Origin of the sequence: Prevotella sp. MA2016 (assembly GCF_000619825.1) — a bacterium.
GTDB lineage: Bacteria > Bacteroidota > Bacteroidia > Bacteroidales > Bacteroidaceae > Prevotella.
The window spans coordinates 149,062-167,436 of record NZ_JHUW01000011.1; the positions used below are offsets into that span (position 1 = coordinate 149,062).

The 18,375-nt window shown below is 45.9% G+C and carries 13 protein-coding genes; 6 read left to right on the plus strand and 7 right to left on the minus strand.

Translation table 11 applies throughout. The annotated features are described in order from the left end of the window. Nucleotide 1: 1 nt before the first annotated feature. Nucleotides 2-1,762 carry an aspartate--tRNA ligase gene (gene aspS, locus T360_RS0109400; RefSeq protein ID WP_028912556.1) on the minus strand — a complete coding sequence of 587 codons (1,761 nt, stop codon included), beginning with the start codon at nt 1,760-1,762 and terminating at the stop codon, nt 2-4. A 142-nt stretch (nt 1,763-1,904) separates the two neighbouring features. Between aspS and T360_RS0109405 the strand changes: the two genes are divergently transcribed. Continuing rightward, a complete protein-coding gene (locus tag T360_RS0109405) occupies nt 1,905-2,291 on the plus strand; it encodes a DUF1573 domain-containing protein (RefSeq protein ID WP_028912557.1) in 387 nt (128 codons plus the stop codon). On the opposite strand, the gene T360_RS0109410 is transcribed toward T360_RS0109405, so the two are convergent. Further along, entirely contained in the window at nt 2,288-3,466 is a 1,179-nt protein-coding gene (locus T360_RS0109410; protein WP_028912558.1) for a DUF3078 domain-containing protein, read from the minus strand. The genes T360_RS0109405 and T360_RS0109410 overlap by 4 nt on opposite strands. Before the next feature lie 108 nt (nt 3,467-3,574). Here T360_RS0109410 and yidC point away from each other — a divergent pair, with 108 nt between their 5' ends. From yidC to T360_RS0109435, 5 genes are read left to right on the plus strand one after another with little or no spacing between them, the layout of a single operon-like run. Further along, nucleotides 3,575-5,464 carry a membrane protein insertase YidC gene (gene yidC / locus T360_RS0109415; protein WP_028912559.1) on the plus strand — a complete coding sequence of 630 codons (1,890 nt, stop codon included), beginning with the start codon at nt 3,575-3,577 and terminating at the stop codon, nt 5,462-5,464. Nucleotides 5,465-5,466: 2 nt separating this feature from the next. Further along, nucleotides 5,467-7,635, plus strand: coding sequence for a S9 family peptidase (locus tag T360_RS0109420; RefSeq protein WP_028912560.1), 2,169 nt, complete (start codon nt 5,467-5,469; stop codon nt 7,633-7,635). A gap of 28 nt (nt 7,636-7,663) precedes the next feature. Continuing rightward, nucleotides 7,664-9,286, plus strand: a complete 1,623-nt coding sequence (locus T360_RS0109425; protein ID WP_028912561.1) for an MFS transporter — start codon at nt 7,664-7,666, stop codon at nt 9,284-9,286. A gap of 2 nt (nt 9,287-9,288) precedes the next feature. Continuing rightward, nucleotides 9,289-10,752: a DUF1846 domain-containing protein gene (locus T360_RS0109430; RefSeq protein WP_028912562.1), complete on the plus strand. Its 1,464-nt coding sequence runs from the start codon at nt 9,289-9,291 to the stop codon at nt 10,750-10,752. A 3-nt stretch (nt 10,753-10,755) separates the two neighbouring features. Then, nucleotides 10,756-12,132: a nitrate/nitrite transporter gene (locus T360_RS0109435; RefSeq protein ID WP_028912563.1), complete on the plus strand. Its 1,377-nt coding sequence runs from the start codon at nt 10,756-10,758 to the stop codon at nt 12,130-12,132. Here T360_RS0109435 and T360_RS0109440 read toward each other — a convergent pair. Genes T360_RS0109440 through T360_RS0109460 form a run of 5 tightly spaced genes read right to left on the minus strand, consistent with a single transcriptional unit; the run spans nt 12,122 to nt 18,162 of the window. Then, nucleotides 12,122-13,057, minus strand: a complete 936-nt coding sequence (locus T360_RS0109440; RefSeq protein WP_028912564.1) for an endonuclease/exonuclease/phosphatase family protein — start codon at nt 13,055-13,057, stop codon at nt 12,122-12,124. The two genes, T360_RS0109435 and T360_RS0109440, sit on opposite strands and share 11 nt — an antisense overlap. Then, a complete protein-coding gene (locus tag T360_RS0109445) occupies nt 13,054-14,451 on the minus strand; it encodes a Na+/H+ antiporter NhaC family protein (protein WP_028912565.1) in 1,398 nt (465 codons plus the stop codon). The genes T360_RS0109440 and T360_RS0109445 overlap by 4 nt, the downstream gene beginning before the upstream one ends. Beyond that, on the minus strand, nt 14,452-15,972 hold the full coding sequence (locus T360_RS0109450) for a peptide MFS transporter (RefSeq protein WP_028912566.1): 1,521 nt from the start codon (nt 15,970-15,972) through the stop codon (nt 14,452-14,454). It abuts the gene before it with no gap. Between the two features lie 9 nt (nt 15,973-15,981). Beyond that, nucleotides 15,982-16,791 carry a porin family protein gene (locus T360_RS0109455; protein WP_028912567.1) on the minus strand — a complete coding sequence of 270 codons (810 nt, stop codon included), beginning with the start codon at nt 16,789-16,791 and terminating at the stop codon, nt 15,982-15,984. 18 nt (nt 16,792-16,809) lie between these two features. Continuing rightward, nucleotides 16,810-18,162 carry a LysM peptidoglycan-binding domain-containing protein gene (locus T360_RS0109460; RefSeq protein WP_028912568.1) on the minus strand — a complete coding sequence of 451 codons (1,353 nt, stop codon included), beginning with the start codon at nt 18,160-18,162 and terminating at the stop codon, nt 16,810-16,812. Nucleotides 18,163-18,375 lie beyond the last annotated feature (213 nt).

An 18,375-nucleotide genomic window follows, 5' to 3' on the forward strand; every position in this document is an offset into this window, starting at 1 on the left:
ATTATTCTTGACGTATATCAACCTGCAAGTTCAACTCATCAAGCTGTTTCTGATCCAGCTCACCAGGTGCATCAAGCATCACATCTCTACCGCTGTTATTCTTTGGGAATGCAATACAGTCACGGATGCTATCAAGACCTGCCATCAAACTAACAAAACGATCAAGACCGAAAGCCAAACCAGCATGAGGGGGCGCTCCGTACTTGAAGGCATTGATAAGGAAGCCAAACTGAGCCATGGCGCGCTCAGGAGTAAAGCCAAGAATCTGGAACATCTTTTCCTGAAGCTTACCATCGTGAATACGAAGAGAACCGCCACCAACTTCGACACCATTGCAAACGAAATCGTAAGCTACGGCACGAACCTTGGCAGGATCAGTATCAAGCAGAGGGATATCGTCAGGATTAGGCATTGTGAACGGATGGTGGGTAGCCATCAGGCGCTGCTCTTCATCGCTCCACTCAAAGAGAGGGAAGTCAACAATCCACAAGCAAACAAACTTATCTTTGTCACGCAATCCAAGACGATCGCCCATCTCCAAACGGAGTGTACAAAGCTGAACACGCGTCTTATTGGCATTATCACCACTGAGAATCAAAACAAGGTCGCCATCCTTAGCGCCCATAGCCTCCTTAACCTTAGCCCAGACTTCTGGTGTATAGAATTTATCAATAGATGACTTAACAGTGCCATCCTCATTAAACTTAACATAAACCAAACCCTTAGCACCTACCTGAGGACGCTTTACAAACTCTGTGAGTTCATCAAGCTGCTTGCGAGAGTAGTTAGCGCAACCAGGCACGCAGATACCACCAATATAAGTAGCCTCGTTGAATACGGGGAAGGTGCCTGTTCCCTTGAGCTGATCCATCAGTTCAACGAACTCCATACCGAAACGCAAATCGGGCTTATCGCTACCGAAGCGACGCATAGCCTCATGCCAAGTCATTCGCTGAAGTGCAGGAAGTTCAATGCCACGTACCTCTTTAAAGAGATGACGAGCCAAATCCTCAAAGATCTGAAGAACATCCTCCTGATCAACAAACGACATTTCGCAGTCGATCTGTGTAAACTCAGGCTGACGGTCGGCACGCAGGTCCTCATCACGGAAGCACTTGGCAATCTGGAAGTAACGATCGAAACCAGAAACCATCAGCAACTGCTTCAGTGTCTGTGGCGACTGTGGCAGTGCATAGAACTGACCAGGATTCATACGTGAAGGAACCACGAAGTCGCGAGCACCCTCAGGAGTAGATCCAATCAGGATAGGTGTCTCAACCTCGATAAAGTTCTTAGCATCGAGGAAGTTACGAATCAGGATGGTCATACGATGACGCAACTCAAGATTCTTACGAACAGCTGCACGACGCAGGTCAAGATAGCGATACTTCATACGAATATCATCACCGCCATCAGTATTATCTTCGATTGTGAACGGAGGAGTAAGACTCTCGCTCAGCACATTCAATTCTTTTACCAGAATCTCGATATCGCCAGTAGGCATCTTGGGATTCTTGCTCTGGCGCTCACTCACCTCACCTTTAATCTGAATACAAAATTCACGACCAAGCTTATTAGCACGCTCGCAGAGTTCTGCATCGTCAGCCTCATTGAAAACAAGCTGAGTCAAACCGTAACGATCGCGAAGATCAACGAAGGTCATTCCTCCCATCTTACGACTTCGCTGTACCCATCCGGCCAGTGTTACAACACTACCGGCATCCTGGAGCCGAAGCTCTCCACAAGTCTTTGTTCTGTACATATTTAATTGCTATTTATTCATTTAAGGTGCAAAATTACATAAAAAATTGATAATAGACAAACATATTTCTTAATTCTTCGTCTTTAATTCATATTTTTATAGTAACTTTGCACTGATTTAATTATTTAAACGACAAATAAAGATGAAAAAGATTGCATTGATAGCTTTGATGATGGTATGCGGTCTGACAGCCGCATTGGCCCAAAAACCTGCTGAAATCAAGTTCGACAAACTGACACATGATTTTGGTAGTTTCTCAGAAAAGAATCCTGTTGTGACTTACACTTTCACCTATACCAACGTAGGCGAAAAGCCATTAGTAATCAATCAGGCTGTGGCTAGCTGCGGCTGCACCGTACCTGAGTACACCAAGGATCCCATCAAGCCAGGCGAGAAAGGCGAGATAAAAGTAACCTACAACGGTGCTGGCAAGTTCCCCGGCCACTTCAAGAAGTCAATCACTATCCGTACCAACGGCGTAGTAGAAATGACTCGCCTCTATATCGAGGGAGAAATGACTGAGAACTAAAATCCGTAAGAGAAGCCAATCGAGCTATACTCCTTGAACTGGAGGTATCCTAAGTCATCATCCTTCTTGCCAGTATCGTCGAAACGGGGGAAGAGGAACAGATTGGCCGAGATATATTTGGACACACGCAGAGCGAAAGTGTTTTCCCACTCTATCTCTGTACGCTTATACGATGTGAATGCATAGAGGCGCGACTTCCATGTAATCACATCGTTAATTTTCCAACTTATATCAGCTGTAAGCTGAGAACCTAAGTCGACTAACGAATGTTTACCTTTTTTCAAGCCAAAGTTCTCTGCGAGGGACAAACGGTCAACATAACGATAGTTGATAGCAATAGGCGAAAGGTTGACTGTTCCCGACAATTTCTTATCCTTGGTAGCAAGTTTATAATCCATACCAAGACCAAAGTTCAAATTAAAAGGCGAACCGAAATCAGAGTAAATGATACTGTCGTTCGACTTTAAACCTTGCGTAAACTGTGTATATGCCAACATCTGGAAAGTGTAGTACCAATTCTTGGCGGCCTGCAATCCAACCTTACTAGTGAAACGAATCAGGTCTTCATTGGACTTGAACTTATGAACCGTGTCGGTGCGAGAACGAAGGAAACCTAGCTTCATCTCCAACTTATTATCCCACTTCCACTTGTTTCTATTATCATAATTGGCTTCAAGCGTCAGCGCGCCTACCATCGAGTAGTTACTCTCACCTCCTTTAGACCAGTTGCCGCTGACATAGTTCTGCATAAACTGCAGATAGCCATCACCTTTCTTAGTCCAGAAGTCGGGTTTCTGAACCAGTATCGTTGTAGGCACATCATCTGGCGTATCTATAACTGGGCCTTCAACTTTCTCAACCAGTTTAACTTGATTTTTAAAAGGATTATCTACGTCTCTACGGATATTTCCAGTTTTTTGCAACTCAGACTCGGTAGTATTCACCAAATCAGGGCGGTTTAAATAAACATGCAACAAGGCTGCATCAATAGCGTCAGCAACAGGATCCTGCTCAACAGAATCCTGCAAAATAGAAAGTGACTTATTGGCTACATTATGATAGAAAGTGACAGGTGCAAACAGGCGATAAAAGCGTCCGTCTAATGTATCTTTTGGTTGTGCAGCATAGGCGCTAAGCATTCCAAATACTGCAAATAATAATGCTACTTTTCTCATATCTGGTGCAAAGATACAATTTTTTGGCCATAGATTGCATTCTTTTCGCATTTTTTTCGTAATTTTGCACCTTGATTTACGCGTACATTAATAAAAAAGCAAAATAAAATGAATAGAGACACAATTATCGGCTTTGCCCTCATTGCGCTGGTACTTATCGGCTTCAGCTGGTACAATCAGCCATCAAAAGAGGAGATCGAAGCAGCGAGAAAACAAGACAGCATTGCTACAGCGATGAAACAAAATGCAGCCAAAAAGCAGCAGGCTGAAGCGGCTGCACGTAAGGCACAGGCTGAAGCGGCTGCTCAGGGTGACACAACAGCACTGTTCTATGCCGCTCTCAATGGCAAGAATCAACCAGTTGTTCTGAAGAACGACAAGGTTGAGCTAACTTTTAACACAAAAGGCGGTACACTGGCTAAAGCCGTCATCAAAGGATTCGAGAATCTGGAAGATGGTATGGATGTAACCCTCTTCGATGAGAAGACCCAGCAGATGAACTTTATGCTGGCAGGAAAATCGGAGAACATCATTACCAAAGATTTATTCTTTACACCATCCAATGTAACAGATTCGACGCTCACCATGACTGCACAGGCAGGCAATGGCGGTAGCATCGAATTGAATTACACGCTGGGTAAGGATTACATGCTACACTTCAACATTAAGGCCAATGGCTTGCAGGGCATGTTTGCGCCCAACTACCAGCAGATGGATATCGAGTGGACAGATCTGGCCCGCCAGCAGGAGAAAGGATTTACTTTCGAAAACCGTTATACATCAGTTACCTACAAAGAGAAAAATGGCGGAACAGACTATCTGAACGAGACTTCAGAAAAGATCGACGAGAATATTGATGAAGCATTAGACTGGGTGGCTTTCAAGAACCAATTCTTCTCAGCAGCTCTGATTGCTAAGGACGAGTTTGCTGCTAATTCGCTGCTCACAAGCGTTCCTCAGAAGAAGGGATCTGGTTATCTGAAGCAGTTTAACGCCAAACTGAAAACAGCCTTCGACCCCACAGGTGCCAAGGCAACCGAGTTTGAGATGTATATCGGTCCTAACGACTTCCGCCTGATTAAGGATGTGGAACAGCAGAGCACATTTGGCAAGGACCTCGATTTGGAGCAACTGGTTAACTTGGGATGGTGGTTAGTGCGCTGGATTAACCGCTGGTTTACTATCTATGTATTCGACTGGCTCACCTCTTGGGGCTTCTCAATGGGCATCGTGCTTATTCTTATCACCCTCTTGCTCAAGGTGATCACCTTCCCTATGGTGAAGAAGAGTTATATGTCATCAGCTAAGATGCGCGTGCTGAAACCCAAACTCGACGAGGCTACCAAGCAGTATGACAAGCCCGAGGATCAGATGAAGAAACAACAGGCCATGATGCAGCTCTATTCGCAGTATGGCGTATCGCCACTTGGCGGCTGTCTGCCAATGCTGATTCAGTTCCCAATCTGGATGGCGATGTTCTTCTTCGTGCCTAACGCGATCCAGCTGCGCCGCGAGTCGTTCCTGTGGATTAGCGACCTTTCAACTTACGACCCTATCATCGAATGGGGCACACAGATATGGGGTATCGGCGATCACTTGTCGCTTACATGTATTCTGTTCTGTGTAGCCAACGTGCTCTACAGCTACATGACCATGCGCCAGCAGCGCGACCAGATGGTGGGTCAGCAGGCTGAGCAGATGAAGATGATGCAGTGGATGATGTATTTGATGCCAGTGATGTTCTTCTTCATGTTCAACGACTATTCATCAGGTTTGAACTTCTACTACTTTATCTCACTGTTCTTCTCAGCAGCCATCATGTGGACACTCCGCAAGACTACCAACGACGAGAAGCTGCTCGCCATTCTGGAGGCTAAGTATAAGGAGAACAAGAACAATCCCAACAAGAAGACATCTGGACTGGCAGCCCGTCTGGAGGCTATGCAAAAGCAGGCAGAAGAGTTGCAAAAACAAAGAATGAACCAACAAAAAAGATAAAAATGAAGAAATATTTAGTAATTCTACTGGGACTAGCAATGTTAGCTAATCCAGCAAAAGCTGAAGAAACAGTGAAAATAGGAAAACAAAATATCAAGCTGAGCAGCAATCTCATGACACCCGAAGCACTTTGGGCTATGGGACGCGTAGGTGCTGCTGAAGCATCGGCAGACGGTAAGCAGATTGTTTACCAGATTGGCTACTACAGCGTAAAAGCCAACAAGAGTCAGCAGAAGATTGCCATCATCAATGCCGATGGAACTGGCAATACTACCTTGACTACTGGTAGCAAGAGTGAAAGTGATCCAACCTGGTATAATGGTAAGATTGCCTTTCTGAGTGGAGGACAGCTGTGGACTATGAACCCTGATGGTTCTGATCGCAAGCAGATTTCGAAGACTTCAAAAGACATCGAGGGTTTCAAGTTCTCTCCAGATGGCAAGAAGGTGATTCTGCTCCACTCACTCGAATTCAATGAGATTATCAAGAAAAACCCATCAGACCTTCCAAAGGCAACAGGACGACTGGTTACCGATCTTATGTATCGTCACTGGGATCACTATGTAGAGTCAATCCAGCACCCCTTCGTAGCTGATGTAACCGAAGATGGCATCAAGGATGGTATTGACATCCTGGAGGGTGAGCCATACGAGTGCCCTATGGAGCCATTCGGTGGTATCGAGCAGTTGGACTGGGCACCTGACTCTAAGTCGATTGCTTATACCTGCCGCAAGAAGACTGGTCTGGAGTATTCTATCTCTACCGACTCTGATATCTATTTATATATAATAGGTACGCGCGAAACTAAGAATCTCTGTAAGCCTGCCGATTATAAGGCACCAAAGGTTGATCCAACCAAAACGCTGAAATTCCAGAGCGTGAACGCCAAGGAGAATCTGAAGAACAACGTAGGTTACGACCAGAATCCAAAGTTCTCGCCCGATGGAAAGTATGTAGCTTGGACCTCGATGGAGCGCGATGGCTATGAGGCCGACCGCCTGCGTCTGTGTGTTTACAATCTGGCTACTGGTGAGAAGAAATATGTAACAGAGAGCTTCGACTCTGGCGTTGAGGACTTTGTATGGAGCGACAATAAGGACGTGATGATCTACTTCATTGGCGTATGGCATGCTACCATCAACCTCTATGCAGTGAACTGGAAAGGTGAACTGAAGCAGCTTACTAATACCTGGGACGACTTTGGTTCTATCCACCTGATGAACAATGGTAAGCAGCTGCTGATGGAGCGTCATAACTACACATCACCTGCCGATTTGTATATCGTTACCCCAAACTTCAAGAAGCCTGAGAAGACACAGGCCAAACAGCTCACTTTCGAGAACAAACACATTCTGGATCAGTTGGCTAAGCCAACCGTTCAGCAGCGCTGGGTGAACACTAGCGATGGCAAACAGATGCTTGTATGGGTGATTCTACCACCAAACTTCGACGAGAACAAAAAGTACCCCACCCTGCTGTTCTGCGAGGGCGGTCCTCAGAGCCCAGTATCACAGTTCTGGAGCTATCGTTGGAATTTCATGATTATGGCATCGCAGGGCTATGTAGTAGTAGCACCTAACCGTCGTGGACTGCCTGGATTCGGACAGGAATGGCTGGAGGAGATCTCTGGCGATTGGACTGGTCAGTGCATGAAGGACTATCTGGCTGCTATCGATGATGCTGCCAACAATTTGCCTTATGTTGACAAGGATCACCTGGGTGCCGTAGGTGCTTCGTTCGGTGGTTTCTCAGTTTACTATCTGGCAGGTAATCACGACAAACGATTCAAAGCATTTATCTCTCACGATGGTGCTTTCAACCTCGAGGCTATGTACACTGAAACCGAGGAGAACTGGTTCTCTAACTTTGAGTACGATGATGCCTATTGGAACAAAGATCGCACAGCCCGTGCCGACAAGACATACAAAAACTCTCCTCACCAGTTTGTTGACAAGTGGGATACTCCTATCCTCGTGATTCATGGCGAGAAGGACTATCGTATCAACGCCACTCAGGGCATGTCGGCCTTCAATGCTGCCCGCATGAAGGGTATTCCTGCCGAGTTGCTCATCTTCCCTGATGAGAACCACTGGGTACTGAAACCACAGAACGGCGTGCTGTGGCAGCGCACCTTCTTCAACTGGCTGGATCGTTGGCTGAAGGAGAATTAAAAAATTGAAGAATTAAAAAATAGAAATAATGACTCAAGCAATTCAAAAAACATTGCGCGATAGCGCCGGTATGCGCTGGACCGCACTTTTACTCCTGGCACTGGCTATGTTCTGTGCCTATATCTTCATGGACATCCTATCACCTATCAAGGACCTGATGCAGGAGACTCGTGGTTGGGACTCAACAGCATTCGGTACCATGCAGGGATCTGAGGTGTTCCTCAACGTGTTCGTGTTCTTCCTCATCTTCGCAGGTATCATCCTCGATAAGATGGGCGTTCGTTTCACTGCTGTACTTTCAGCTGCCGTAATGGTGGTAGGTGCCTGTGTGAAATGGTATGCCGTTAGCGAGAGCTTCATGGGAACCGGACTAGAAGCGTGGTTCAATAATAATCTGAATTATATCCCCGTATTCGACGAACTGGGCGTGTCACCCTTCTATGAGGGCATGCCTGCATCAGCCAAGTTTGCAGCCTGCGGATTCATGATCTTCGGTTGTGGCTGCGAGATGGCAGGAATCACCGTGAGTCGTGGAATCGTAAAGTGGTTCAAAGGTCGTGAAATGGCATTGGCTATGGGTTCAGAGATGGCACTTGCCCGCCTGGGTGTTGCCACCTGTATGATTTTCTCACCTTTCTTTGCCCGTTTGGGTGGCGAGGTTTCTGTAAGTCGTTCAGTAGCTTTCGGTGTGGTACTGATGTGTATCGCACTCATCATGACCATCGTTTATTTCTTCATGGACCAGAAACTGGATGCACAGACTGGCGAGGCTGAGGAGAAAGACGATCCTTTCAAAATCAGCGACCTGGGTAAGATTCTTACCGATGCCGGTTTCTGGATTGTTGCCCTGCTCTGCGTGCTGTATTATTCAGCTATCTTCCCATTCCAGAAGTATGCTGTAAACATGCTGCAGTGCAACCTCACACTGACTGCTCCTGATGCTAACTCTTTCTGGGCACAGCCTGATGTGACCATCGTTCAGTATGTCATCATGCTCATCGTGGCAGCTGCTGGTTTTGCTTCTAACTTCCAGAAGAAAGCTAACCTTCGATTCGGTTTGTTGGCTCTTTCAATCGTTGCACTTATCACCTATTGCTATATGGGTTTCATGCGCCAGTCGGCCGAGAGTATTTTTGCTGTATTCCCACTGCTGGCAGTGCTCATTACTCCAATCCTGGGTAGCTATCTTGACCACCACGGTAAGGCAGCAACTATGCTCGTTTTAGGTTCTATCCTCTTGATTGCCTGTCACCTCACCTTTGCTTTCGTTCTGCCAATGTTCAAGGGCAATGCCGTAGGTGGTATCATCATTGCCTACACCACGATTCTGGTACTGGGAGCTTCGTTCTCACTCGTTCCAGCATCGCTCTGGCCTTCAGTGCCCAAGTTGGTTGATGCCAAGGTTATTGGTTCGGCCTATGCACTGATTTTCTGGATTCAGAACATCGGTCTTTGGCTGTTCCCACTACTCATCGGTAAGGTGCTTGACCAGACTAATCCTGGCGTAACCGATCCAACTCAGTTCAACTATACAGCTCCGCTGGTTATGCTGGCATCGCTCGGCGTTGCAGCCCTGGTATTGGGCTTTGTTCTGAAGGTAGTAGATAAGAAGAAAGGTCTTGGTCTTGAACTTCCAAACATTACAGAATAAATATGAAAATAGGTTTCGATAACGACAAATATCTCAAGATTCAGTCTGAGCATATCAAGGAACGCATCGCTCAGTTCGATGGTAAGCTCTATATGGAGTTAGGTGGCAAACTGTTCGACGACCACCATGCATCACGCGTACTGCCAGGTTTCAAGCCCGACAGTAAACTGCGTATGCTGGGACAGTTGCGCGACAGTATCGAGATTGTCATCGTTGTAAGCGCTGAGGACATTGAGAAGAATAAGGTACGCGCCGACCTGGGTATTACCTACGATGAAGATGTGCTGCGCCTTCGTGATGAGTTTATGAGCCGCAATTTCATGGTGGGTAGTGTGGTTATCACCCACTACAACGGTCAGCATGCTGCCGATCAGTTCCGTCATCGTCTGGAGCGCGAAGGCATCAAATCGTATATCCACTATCCCATCGACGGTTATCCACACAATGTGGAACTGATTGCCAGTGATGAGGGTTTTGGCAAAAACGATTATGTAGAGACCTCACGCCCGCTGGTCATCGTAACTGCTCCTGGACCTGGTAGCGGTAAAATGGCTACCTGCCTGAGCCAGCTTTACAATGAGAATAAGCGTGGAATACGTGCCGGATATGCTAAATTTGAGACATTCCCCGTATGGAACTTACCATTGAAGCATCCTGTAAACATCGCCTACGAAGCAGCTACTGCCGACCTGAACGATGTGAACATGATCGACCCCTTCCATCTGGAGGCATACAATAAAACAGCAGTTAACTACAATCGCGACATTGAGATCTTCCCTGTACTGAATGCTCTCTTCGAGGGTATCTATGGCGAGAATCCTTACAAGTCACCCACAGATATGGGTGTGAACATGATCGGATTCTGCATCAGCGATGATGAGGTGTGCTGCAAGGCTTCGAAAGATGAGATTATCCGCCGATTCTACGATGCCACCAACAAGATGGCCGATGGAGCCGATAACGAGAGTGAGGTAAACAAGATTCGTATGCTCTTCAACCAAGCAAAGATTACCACTGCTTTCCGTCCTGTTACCACAGCTGCTTACGAGAAGAAGCTGGAAACAGGTCAGCAGTCAGCAGCAATCGAGTTGGAAGATGGTACCATCATCACCGCCAAATCATCGCCACTGCTGGGTTGCAGTGCCGCACTGCTACTCAATGCTACCAAGCATCTGGCAGAGATTGATCATGAGGCCAAGCTCATTCCACAGAGTCTGATTGAACCTGTGCAGAAGACTAAGATTGAATACCTGGGTGGTAAGAATCCACGCCTTCATACCGATGAGGTACTAGTAGCCCTGAGCGTTTTGTCGAACGACGACGAAAACTGCCGCAAGGCTTTGGAACAGTTACCCAAGTTGCGTGGCTGTCAGGTGCACACCACCGTGATGCTCAGCGAGGTTGATCGCAAGATATTCAAGAAGCTGGGATGCGGTTTGACCTGTGACCCTGTGAAGAAAAAGTAATGTATGACAGCGGTAATCCGTCAACAACTTAACGACTCGCCTATTGCGAGATGGACAGTGCTCATCATCGTGGCAACAGCCATGATGATGGGCTATTTCGTTAATGACGTGATGTCGCCATTGGAAACCATACTCGAACTGCCCAAGGAACAGGGCGGTTTGGGCTGGACACCTGCCGACTATGGTTTCTTCTCAGGGGCAGGTAGTTTTATCAATGTATTTCTGTTGATGCTCTTTATTTCGGGTTTGATTCTCGATAAGATGGGCATCCGATTTACAGGCACATTAGCCTGCAGTCTGATGGCTTTTGGCACACTCATCAAGTATTATGCCGTATCAGCCGAATTTGGAAATGAGCCAATCGCATTCCTAGATTATCAATTGCCCGCTTCGGCTGTTTGGGCATCCTTAGGCTTTGCGATATTCGGTGTAGGCTATGAGATGACGGGTATCAGTGTTTCAAAAGCAATGGTACGTTGGTTCACTGGTCATGAGCTGGCCTTGGCCATGGGCATACAGTTAGCGATGGCTCGTCTGGGCACAGCAGCAGCCCTCAGCATCTCAGCCCCCATTGCCCGCCACTACACACTCTCCATGCCACTATTAATCTCGCTGGTATTCTTGTGCATCGGCCTACTCGCATTCTTGGTATTCTGCTTGATGGACCGCAAATTAGATGACAGTGGACAATGTAGAGTGGATAGTTATAATAATCCTCCATCAGAAGACAAATTTCATTTTTCCGATATTATTGTAACACTTCGTAATCCAGGTTTCTGGCTTATCACACTGTTCTGTGTGCTATTCTATTCAGCTGTATCGCCATTTCTCAAGTTCTCTACCAAACTGATGGTAATGAAATACGGTGTTGATCCAGACATCGCAGGTTTCTTCTCATCAATCGCCCCCTTCGGAACCATTCTGATGACACCATTGTTTGGTTTGATTTACGACCGATATGGTAAAGGCGTGACCTTAGTGATTACAGGCGCACTCATGCTTACTGCCGTACACTTTGGATTCGCGCTTCCCATACCTGCCGCTTTTGGAAATGACGGAGGAGCTTTTGCTATTGCACTGATGGTAATACTCAGTGTAGGCTATTCGTTGGCACCTGCTGCTTTGTGGCCATGTGTACCAAAGATTATACCGCTGAAATGTTTAGGTACTGCCTACTCTATGATATTCTTCATACAGAACTTCGGGCGTGCTGTTATTCCAATGTGTGTTGGTAGAGCTAACGAAACAGATCCAAGCTATACCACATCAATGCTGATATTCGGATTCACAGCTTTGGGAGCAGCCGTAACTGCGATTGCCATACTGTTAGTAGACAAGAGAAAACATTACGGACTGCAATTGCCGAATATTAGAAAATAAGTCGGACCACTAACGGCAAATGATCGCTAAAGCCGCCTTGATAGCGAGGCCCAACGTATGTTCTTCGTGGGCGATACCCACCATATCTGGTATCCTCTTCTAACAAAAACTGTGGCGCATGAATAAAAGCTGTATCTACTTTATTCATGATAGACGAACTGCCTAAGATATGATCGATGCTCTCCCACTCGCCTTTGTAACGATAGGTGCCACGAACACCATTTTCACCCTGTGCTTGTTTGGTTAAATTCACCAAACCATGTTGTTCATACACAAAAAGACTAGGACTAACGGCACCATCATTAAAGTCGCCAGCAACTATCAGTTTAGCATCTGGCGAAACTGCACGAATAGAATCTACCGATTCACAAACTCGCTGAGCCACAGCCTGACGGAATGGCCTACTGTGTTTCTCGCCCCCAAATTTACTAGGCTGATGCACCACAAACACATGCAGTGTATCACCTGAAACAGTTTCGCCACAAACATACAGAATATCACGTGTAGCACGCATGCCTTCGATAGGATTCACACGAATGGCATGACTGTGAATAGGCGCAAACGATGCTGGAGCATAAAGCAATGCCACGTCTATCCCGCGCTCATCAGGCGATGAGGTAACCAAATACTGATAGCCAGCATTACGCAGCAGCGAACGATGCGTAAAATCATACATCACAGAATCGTTCTCTACTTCACAAAGCGCTACTAAGTCGGGGATTCCATCACCTTCAACTGAGCACGAAAGCAGTTCCTGCGCTACCATGTTCAGTTTACGCCAATAACGCTTTGACGACCAGTGTCTCTCTGATTCTGGAAGGAACTCTGTATCCTGCTTACCTGTATCGTGTGTATAGTTGAAAAAGTTCTCGCAGTTCAACTCTACAAACGTCAAGAATCCCGATAACAGCAGACTAAGTATCATTTACGTTTGATTTTCCAACCAAGTCCTGCCACAAGAATACTGGTGATAGGCGACAAGATATTGAAGAAACAATATGGCAGATAGGTAAGCGTAGCCACACCAAGAACTGTGCTTTGAGTGAGTCCGCAAGTATTCCAAGGCACCAGTACCGAGGTAACGGTTGCACCATCTTCACAACTACGGCTCAAAAGGCGGGCCTCATAACCACCTTTCTTATATACATCCTTAAACATGGAACTGGCCAGCATGATTGACAGATACTGATCGGCCATCGCGATATTGCAGAATAACGAGGTACCAACGGTCGAAGCAACCAGCGAAGCCGTACCACGTACCCATCGCAGCACAAGTTTCATCAGGTCAGCCAACTGTCCTGTAGCTGTCAGCGCACCACCAAATGTCTGCGCACAGATAATCAGCCAGATTGTTGGCATCATTCCACCCATACCACTCGTATGCACCAATTCATTAAGCATCGGCACACCTGTTTCGATGTTCGTACTGCCATAACAAACCTGCATCATACCTTTATACGACGACAAAAAACCGTCGTGCCCTGATATCTGGCGCACTAATTCTGGTTGTACTAACAATCCAACGATGCATGCCAACAATATCGCCAAGAAAAGCACCACCATAGACGGCCAACGACGAGCTATCATCACACCAGTAAGTACTGGTACTACCAATAGCCAAGGTGAAATCACAAACGTATGCTGCAAGCCGTCCATAAACTCCTGCACATTGCCATGACCCGATACGTTCATCATCAGTCCTGCAATCAGGAAGATAGAAAGCGATACCAAGAACGAAGGCACCGTGGTATAAAGCATATAACGGATATGCGTAAACAACGGCGTACCCGATACACTCGAAGCCAACACAGTAGTATCGCTCAATGGCGACAACTTATCACCAAAATAAGCACCTGTGATGATAGAACCAGCAATCCAACCATCATCAAAACCATGTGCCTTGCCGATACCCATCAGTGCCACACCGATAGTTGCAACGGTAGTCCATGATGAACCTATCATCAAACTCACCAGTGCACACAGCACACTACTGCTCACCAAGAATACCTCGGGGCGGATAATCTGCATGCCATAGTAAATCATCGTAGGCACGATGCCTGAAACCATCCAGGTTCCACCGATGGCTCCGATTAACAACAGGATAATGATAGCCGGCGTACAGCTGGCTATCTTATCCGTTATCTCTTTTTCAAGATTCTCCCATTCAAGTCGTTTGGAGAAATGGCCTATTAACACACTAACAGCCGATGCCGCCAATAACGACACCTGACTGGCACCATCTAAAGTTGCGTTGCCAAATACGGCAACGCAACATGTAATGAGTACTATCAGTACTATGAATGGGATAAATGATATCATTTAGCAAACCTTTTCGAGACGCTTCATCATAGCAAACATGAACAGAGCAGCAATCACACACACTGCGATAAACACGCCCCAAACAATAGTGAGGTCGATGTCGCCCCAAAGGTAACCACCTACACCTACCAACTTATTACCAATGGCGGTAGATACAAACCAACCACCCATCATCAATCCCTTGAGCTTTGGAGGAGCCACCTTTGATACAAAAGAGATTCCCATTGGGCTGAGCAACAACTCACCAAAAGTAAGAATCAGATAAGTGCTAATCAGCCAGTAAGGAGAAACAAATGTACCTGCCTCACCAGCAACTTTCTGCTCGTTAGGCGTGAGCAATCCCTGCGATGCAAGCATCATCAGAATAAATGCCGAAGCTGCTACCAGCATACCATAAGCAATCTTACGTGGAGGAGTAGGCTCCTTGCCCTTAGAAGCCAAACCAGCAAACAAGGCCATAGAGAATGGGGTGAGTGCCACTACATAGAAGGGGTTGAACTGCTGGAAAATAGGAGCAGAAATAGCCACCTCGCCAGTAGCCTGTGAATACTTGTAGGCAAGAATGGCGAGCGCCACTACGATAACACCTGCAGAGATGCCCTTGCCTTTTGATGTCTTGCTCTGGAAGAGTGAGAAACCGCCATAAACGACGAAGATAATCAGCACCAGGTTAAACACATCGAATGGCATGGTATCTACACCTGTAGCCGACTTTGCGGTAAACTCGTCAGCAAAGTATGTGAGTGACAGACCATTCTGATGGAAAGCCATCCAGAAGAAGATTACCACAGCAAAAACCAAGCAGAGAGCAACCACACGCTGAGTTGTTTCTTCCTTGCTTAGCTCAGGCTCATTGCTGGCAGCCTGCGCCTTGTCAGCCTTGCCCTTACCACCCTCAACATGACGGAATGTGCCACGGAAGGCATAATAGATAGCTATCGACAGAATAAGCGAAGCGCATGCCACAGCAAAAGCAAAGTGGTAAGAATCATTAACCGATGTACCCAGATTCTGCTGAGCCCACTCCATGATGCGCACAGCTGCTGTGGGTGCAAACAGCGCACCAATGTTGATAGCCATGTAGAACAGAGAAAAACCTGCATCGCGCTTGTTGGCATACTGTGGATCGTTATACAGGTCGCCCACCATTACCTGGAGGTTACCTTTAAACAGTCCGGTACCAAAGCCTATCAATACCAGTGCCAGCAGCATCACAATCAGTGCGAATGTGTCGCCGCCAAGAGGTATGGACAACAGTACATAACCAGCAAACATAATCATGATGCCGATGGTGACCATACGACCGAAACCGAAACGATCAGCCATCCAACCTCCTACAATAGGAAGAAAGTAAACGAGCATCAGGAAATCGCTATAGATTTCGCCAGCCCATCCAGCATCCAAACCATAGTTAGCTCTCAAAAACAATGCAAATACGGCCAGCATGGTGTAATAACCGAAACGCTCGCCAGTGTTGGCCAAAGCCAACGCAAATAAACCTTTGGGTTGATTTTCGAACATAATTAATTATTATTTGATTTTAGAATTCTTTGTTCTGATGATGTCAAACAGATAAGTACACTTGATAACGATATTTCCGAAATTGGAACGTGAAAAATAGTCGCGTTTTGTGTTGCCATAAATATTACCTAAGCCATAATAATAACGACCTTCTATCATGAAATGGCCAAAGCGAGAGTTACTGAATTCAAGTCCAGCACCTACTGCAATACCATAGTCGAATTTATTCTCGATAGCCATCGTATCTTGTGCCACCACATGCGAAGCTCGCAAACTACCATATTTATAGTCGGGGCCAAACTGGCCTTTTTCTATAGCAGGATTAAAAGCAGGATCATGCACGTCAAAATTGCTATCTACCTTATCGTTCAAATAGAATCCTATCTGCGGGCCCAGATGAATGAATGCTTGAAAGCCATTACGCTCACGTCCCCATCCAAGCCGTGCCAACAATGGAATCTGCACATAAGTCATCTTACGCTGATAAGCCAAATTCTGCGATGGATCAGTATGAAGTGGGACATATTGATCGTTCATGTCCCAGATCTTTTCCTCCCAACCAATCTGAGCGAAATTCAACTCTGCCGTTACTGCACAAATACTGCTAAAATATTTCTCGCAAGTATAACGAGCCGTGATACCACCTGTTATTCCACCTAACATAGATTGAGGTACTTTTGGAACGAATGACACACTACTCATCACATATCCACCATTCACTCCTACAGCTAAGTCGTTGCGATATTCACCAACCTGAGCTACTGCCGTTGCAATACAAAAATGGAAAAATGAAAAAATTACAAATATTCGCTTTATCATCTTTACATCCCCCATTCTTTAGAACTTGATAGTTTCAACCCGGTTATCGCGGGTATAATGAACAAACAACTGTGTACGATTACGCAGACCGCCATTACCATAACGCTCAAACTGCAAAGGTGTCTGAACATATTCTGGATTACTCTCATCCCCTAAGAACTTACGCCCCTCGCGGTGCAGGCCCATCAAGAAGAAATAAGCATGGTCGAAACCTGTCAGCGCAAAGCGCGGCAAATTGTTTTGCATGTCGGTATGGAAATTCCAACGGAACTTCTGCTGCAGGCGCTTGGTAGATGCCGACAGCGGATTATAGTAGAATACTGAGGGAATATAAGTATTGAACTTATAGAAGTTCTCCAAGTGTGATCGGGTGTACATCAGCCACTCAGTATAACCAAACATCGTGATTGCCAAATCTGGTTCTGCAACCTTCAAACTTTTCAGTTTTGAGAAAGCAATACCTAGCTCGGGCGAACGACCTGTATTCAATATTACCACATTAGGCTTTGTGCGGCTGAAAGCTTTTAAGAAATCGGCCTCACCTGACTTCAGGTTAGTGATATTGCAAGTCATCTTCTGCTGTTCCAATTGGCGACGTAATGCAGTAGTAAACTCTCCCTTCTGACTGGTAGAGTCATTACAATCAATAATCACTGTATGGTAGTTTTTGAAACCCTTTACAAAATGCTCTATCGTAGCCGTGTTTTGAGTAATGTGGCTCTGATATACCTGGTAAATATACTTATTCTCAGCCAACTGAGGCGCATTGATGGAGAAAGGAATCAAAAGCTTGATCTTGTGCTTCTCAACAAAAGCCGACAAAGCAGGCATCTGTTTTGAGTAAAGAGGTCCGATAATCAGGTCACACTTTGCAGCAGCTTCATCTTTCAGTACCTGATTGATATCGCCATCTTCGGCAGTGTTCCAAGTATGAATATCTATCGACAAGCCGCGCTGTTTCAAACTATCGCAAGCCATCAGTACGCCGCGATAATATTCTACCATGCGCTTACCATCGCCATTCACATTATGTAATGGCAGCATCACACCCAGACGGATAGCACGCTTACGCACATCGTCTGTCTCCACAACCTCAATCTCTTTTGGCTTAGCTGGAGCCACCATCTTTTCAGCAAATGGTATTCTCAACACATCACCCTTCTTCAGTTCGTAACCAGGCTGATTCATCTCTGGGTTAGCCTTCATCAGCTGCTCGATGGTGATATCATACATACGCGATATGCCGAAGATGGTTTCCTTCTTCTTCACTTTATGCATTCCGCGTATCTGATCACTCTCTTGCGCAGAAGCCACACCAACTGCCAGACAGAGGGCGACTAAGAACAAAAAATATCTTAAAACTCGCGTCATATTTTCAAAATTTAGTCATTTCGCGTACAAAAGTACTAAATAAATATCAAATATCAATTGTCAATTATCAATTTTTTAGTAACTTTGCACTTTAAAGGAGCAAAAATGATGTTTAAACAAACAATTCTTACCATTTTGACACTGTTTTTGTCGCATTCGGCCACAGCACAGAGCAATTTGGATACAACAGACTCAACAGCCACAACAGGCTAT

What these genes read in the sequence shown, in the direction of transcription:
- T360_RS0109445 (WP_028912565.1), bottom strand. Translation starts at nt 14,451, where the DNA reads ATGATATCATTTATCCCATTCATAGTACTGATAGTACTCATTACATGT.
- T360_RS0109450 (WP_028912566.1), bottom strand. Translation starts at nt 15,972, where the DNA reads ATGTTCGAAAATCAACCCAAAGGTTTATTTGCGTTGGCTTTGGCCAAC.
- T360_RS0109420 (WP_028912560.1), top strand. Translation starts at nt 5,467, where the DNA reads ATGAAGAAATATTTAGTAATTCTACTGGGACTAGCAATGTTAGCTAAT.
- T360_RS0109460 (WP_028912568.1), bottom strand. Translation starts at nt 18,162, where the DNA reads ATGACGCGAGTTTTAAGATATTTTTTGTTCTTAGTCGCCCTCTGTCTG.
- T360_RS0109405 (WP_028912557.1), top strand. Translation starts at nt 1,905, where the DNA reads ATGAAAAAGATTGCATTGATAGCTTTGATGATGGTATGCGGTCTGACA.
- T360_RS0109430 (WP_028912562.1), top strand. Translation starts at nt 9,289, where the DNA reads ATGAAAATAGGTTTCGATAACGACAAATATCTCAAGATTCAGTCTGAG.
- T360_RS0109425 (WP_028912561.1), top strand. Translation starts at nt 7,664, where the DNA reads ATGACTCAAGCAATTCAAAAAACATTGCGCGATAGCGCCGGTATGCGC.
- yidC (WP_028912559.1), top strand. Translation starts at nt 3,575, where the DNA reads ATGAATAGAGACACAATTATCGGCTTTGCCCTCATTGCGCTGGTACTT.
- T360_RS0109455 (WP_028912567.1), bottom strand. Translation starts at nt 16,791, where the DNA reads ATGATAAAGCGAATATTTGTAATTTTTTCATTTTTCCATTTTTGTATT.
- aspS (WP_028912556.1), bottom strand. Translation starts at nt 1,762, where the DNA reads ATGTACAGAACAAAGACTTGTGGAGAGCTTCGGCTCCAGGATGCCGGT.
- T360_RS0109435 (WP_028912563.1), top strand. Translation starts at nt 10,756, where the DNA reads ATGACAGCGGTAATCCGTCAACAACTTAACGACTCGCCTATTGCGAGA.
- T360_RS0109410 (WP_028912558.1), bottom strand. Translation starts at nt 3,466, where the DNA reads ATGAGAAAAGTAGCATTATTATTTGCAGTATTTGGAATGCTTAGCGCC.
- T360_RS0109440 (WP_028912564.1), bottom strand. Translation starts at nt 13,057, where the DNA reads ATGATACTTAGTCTGCTGTTATCGGGATTCTTGACGTTTGTAGAGTTG.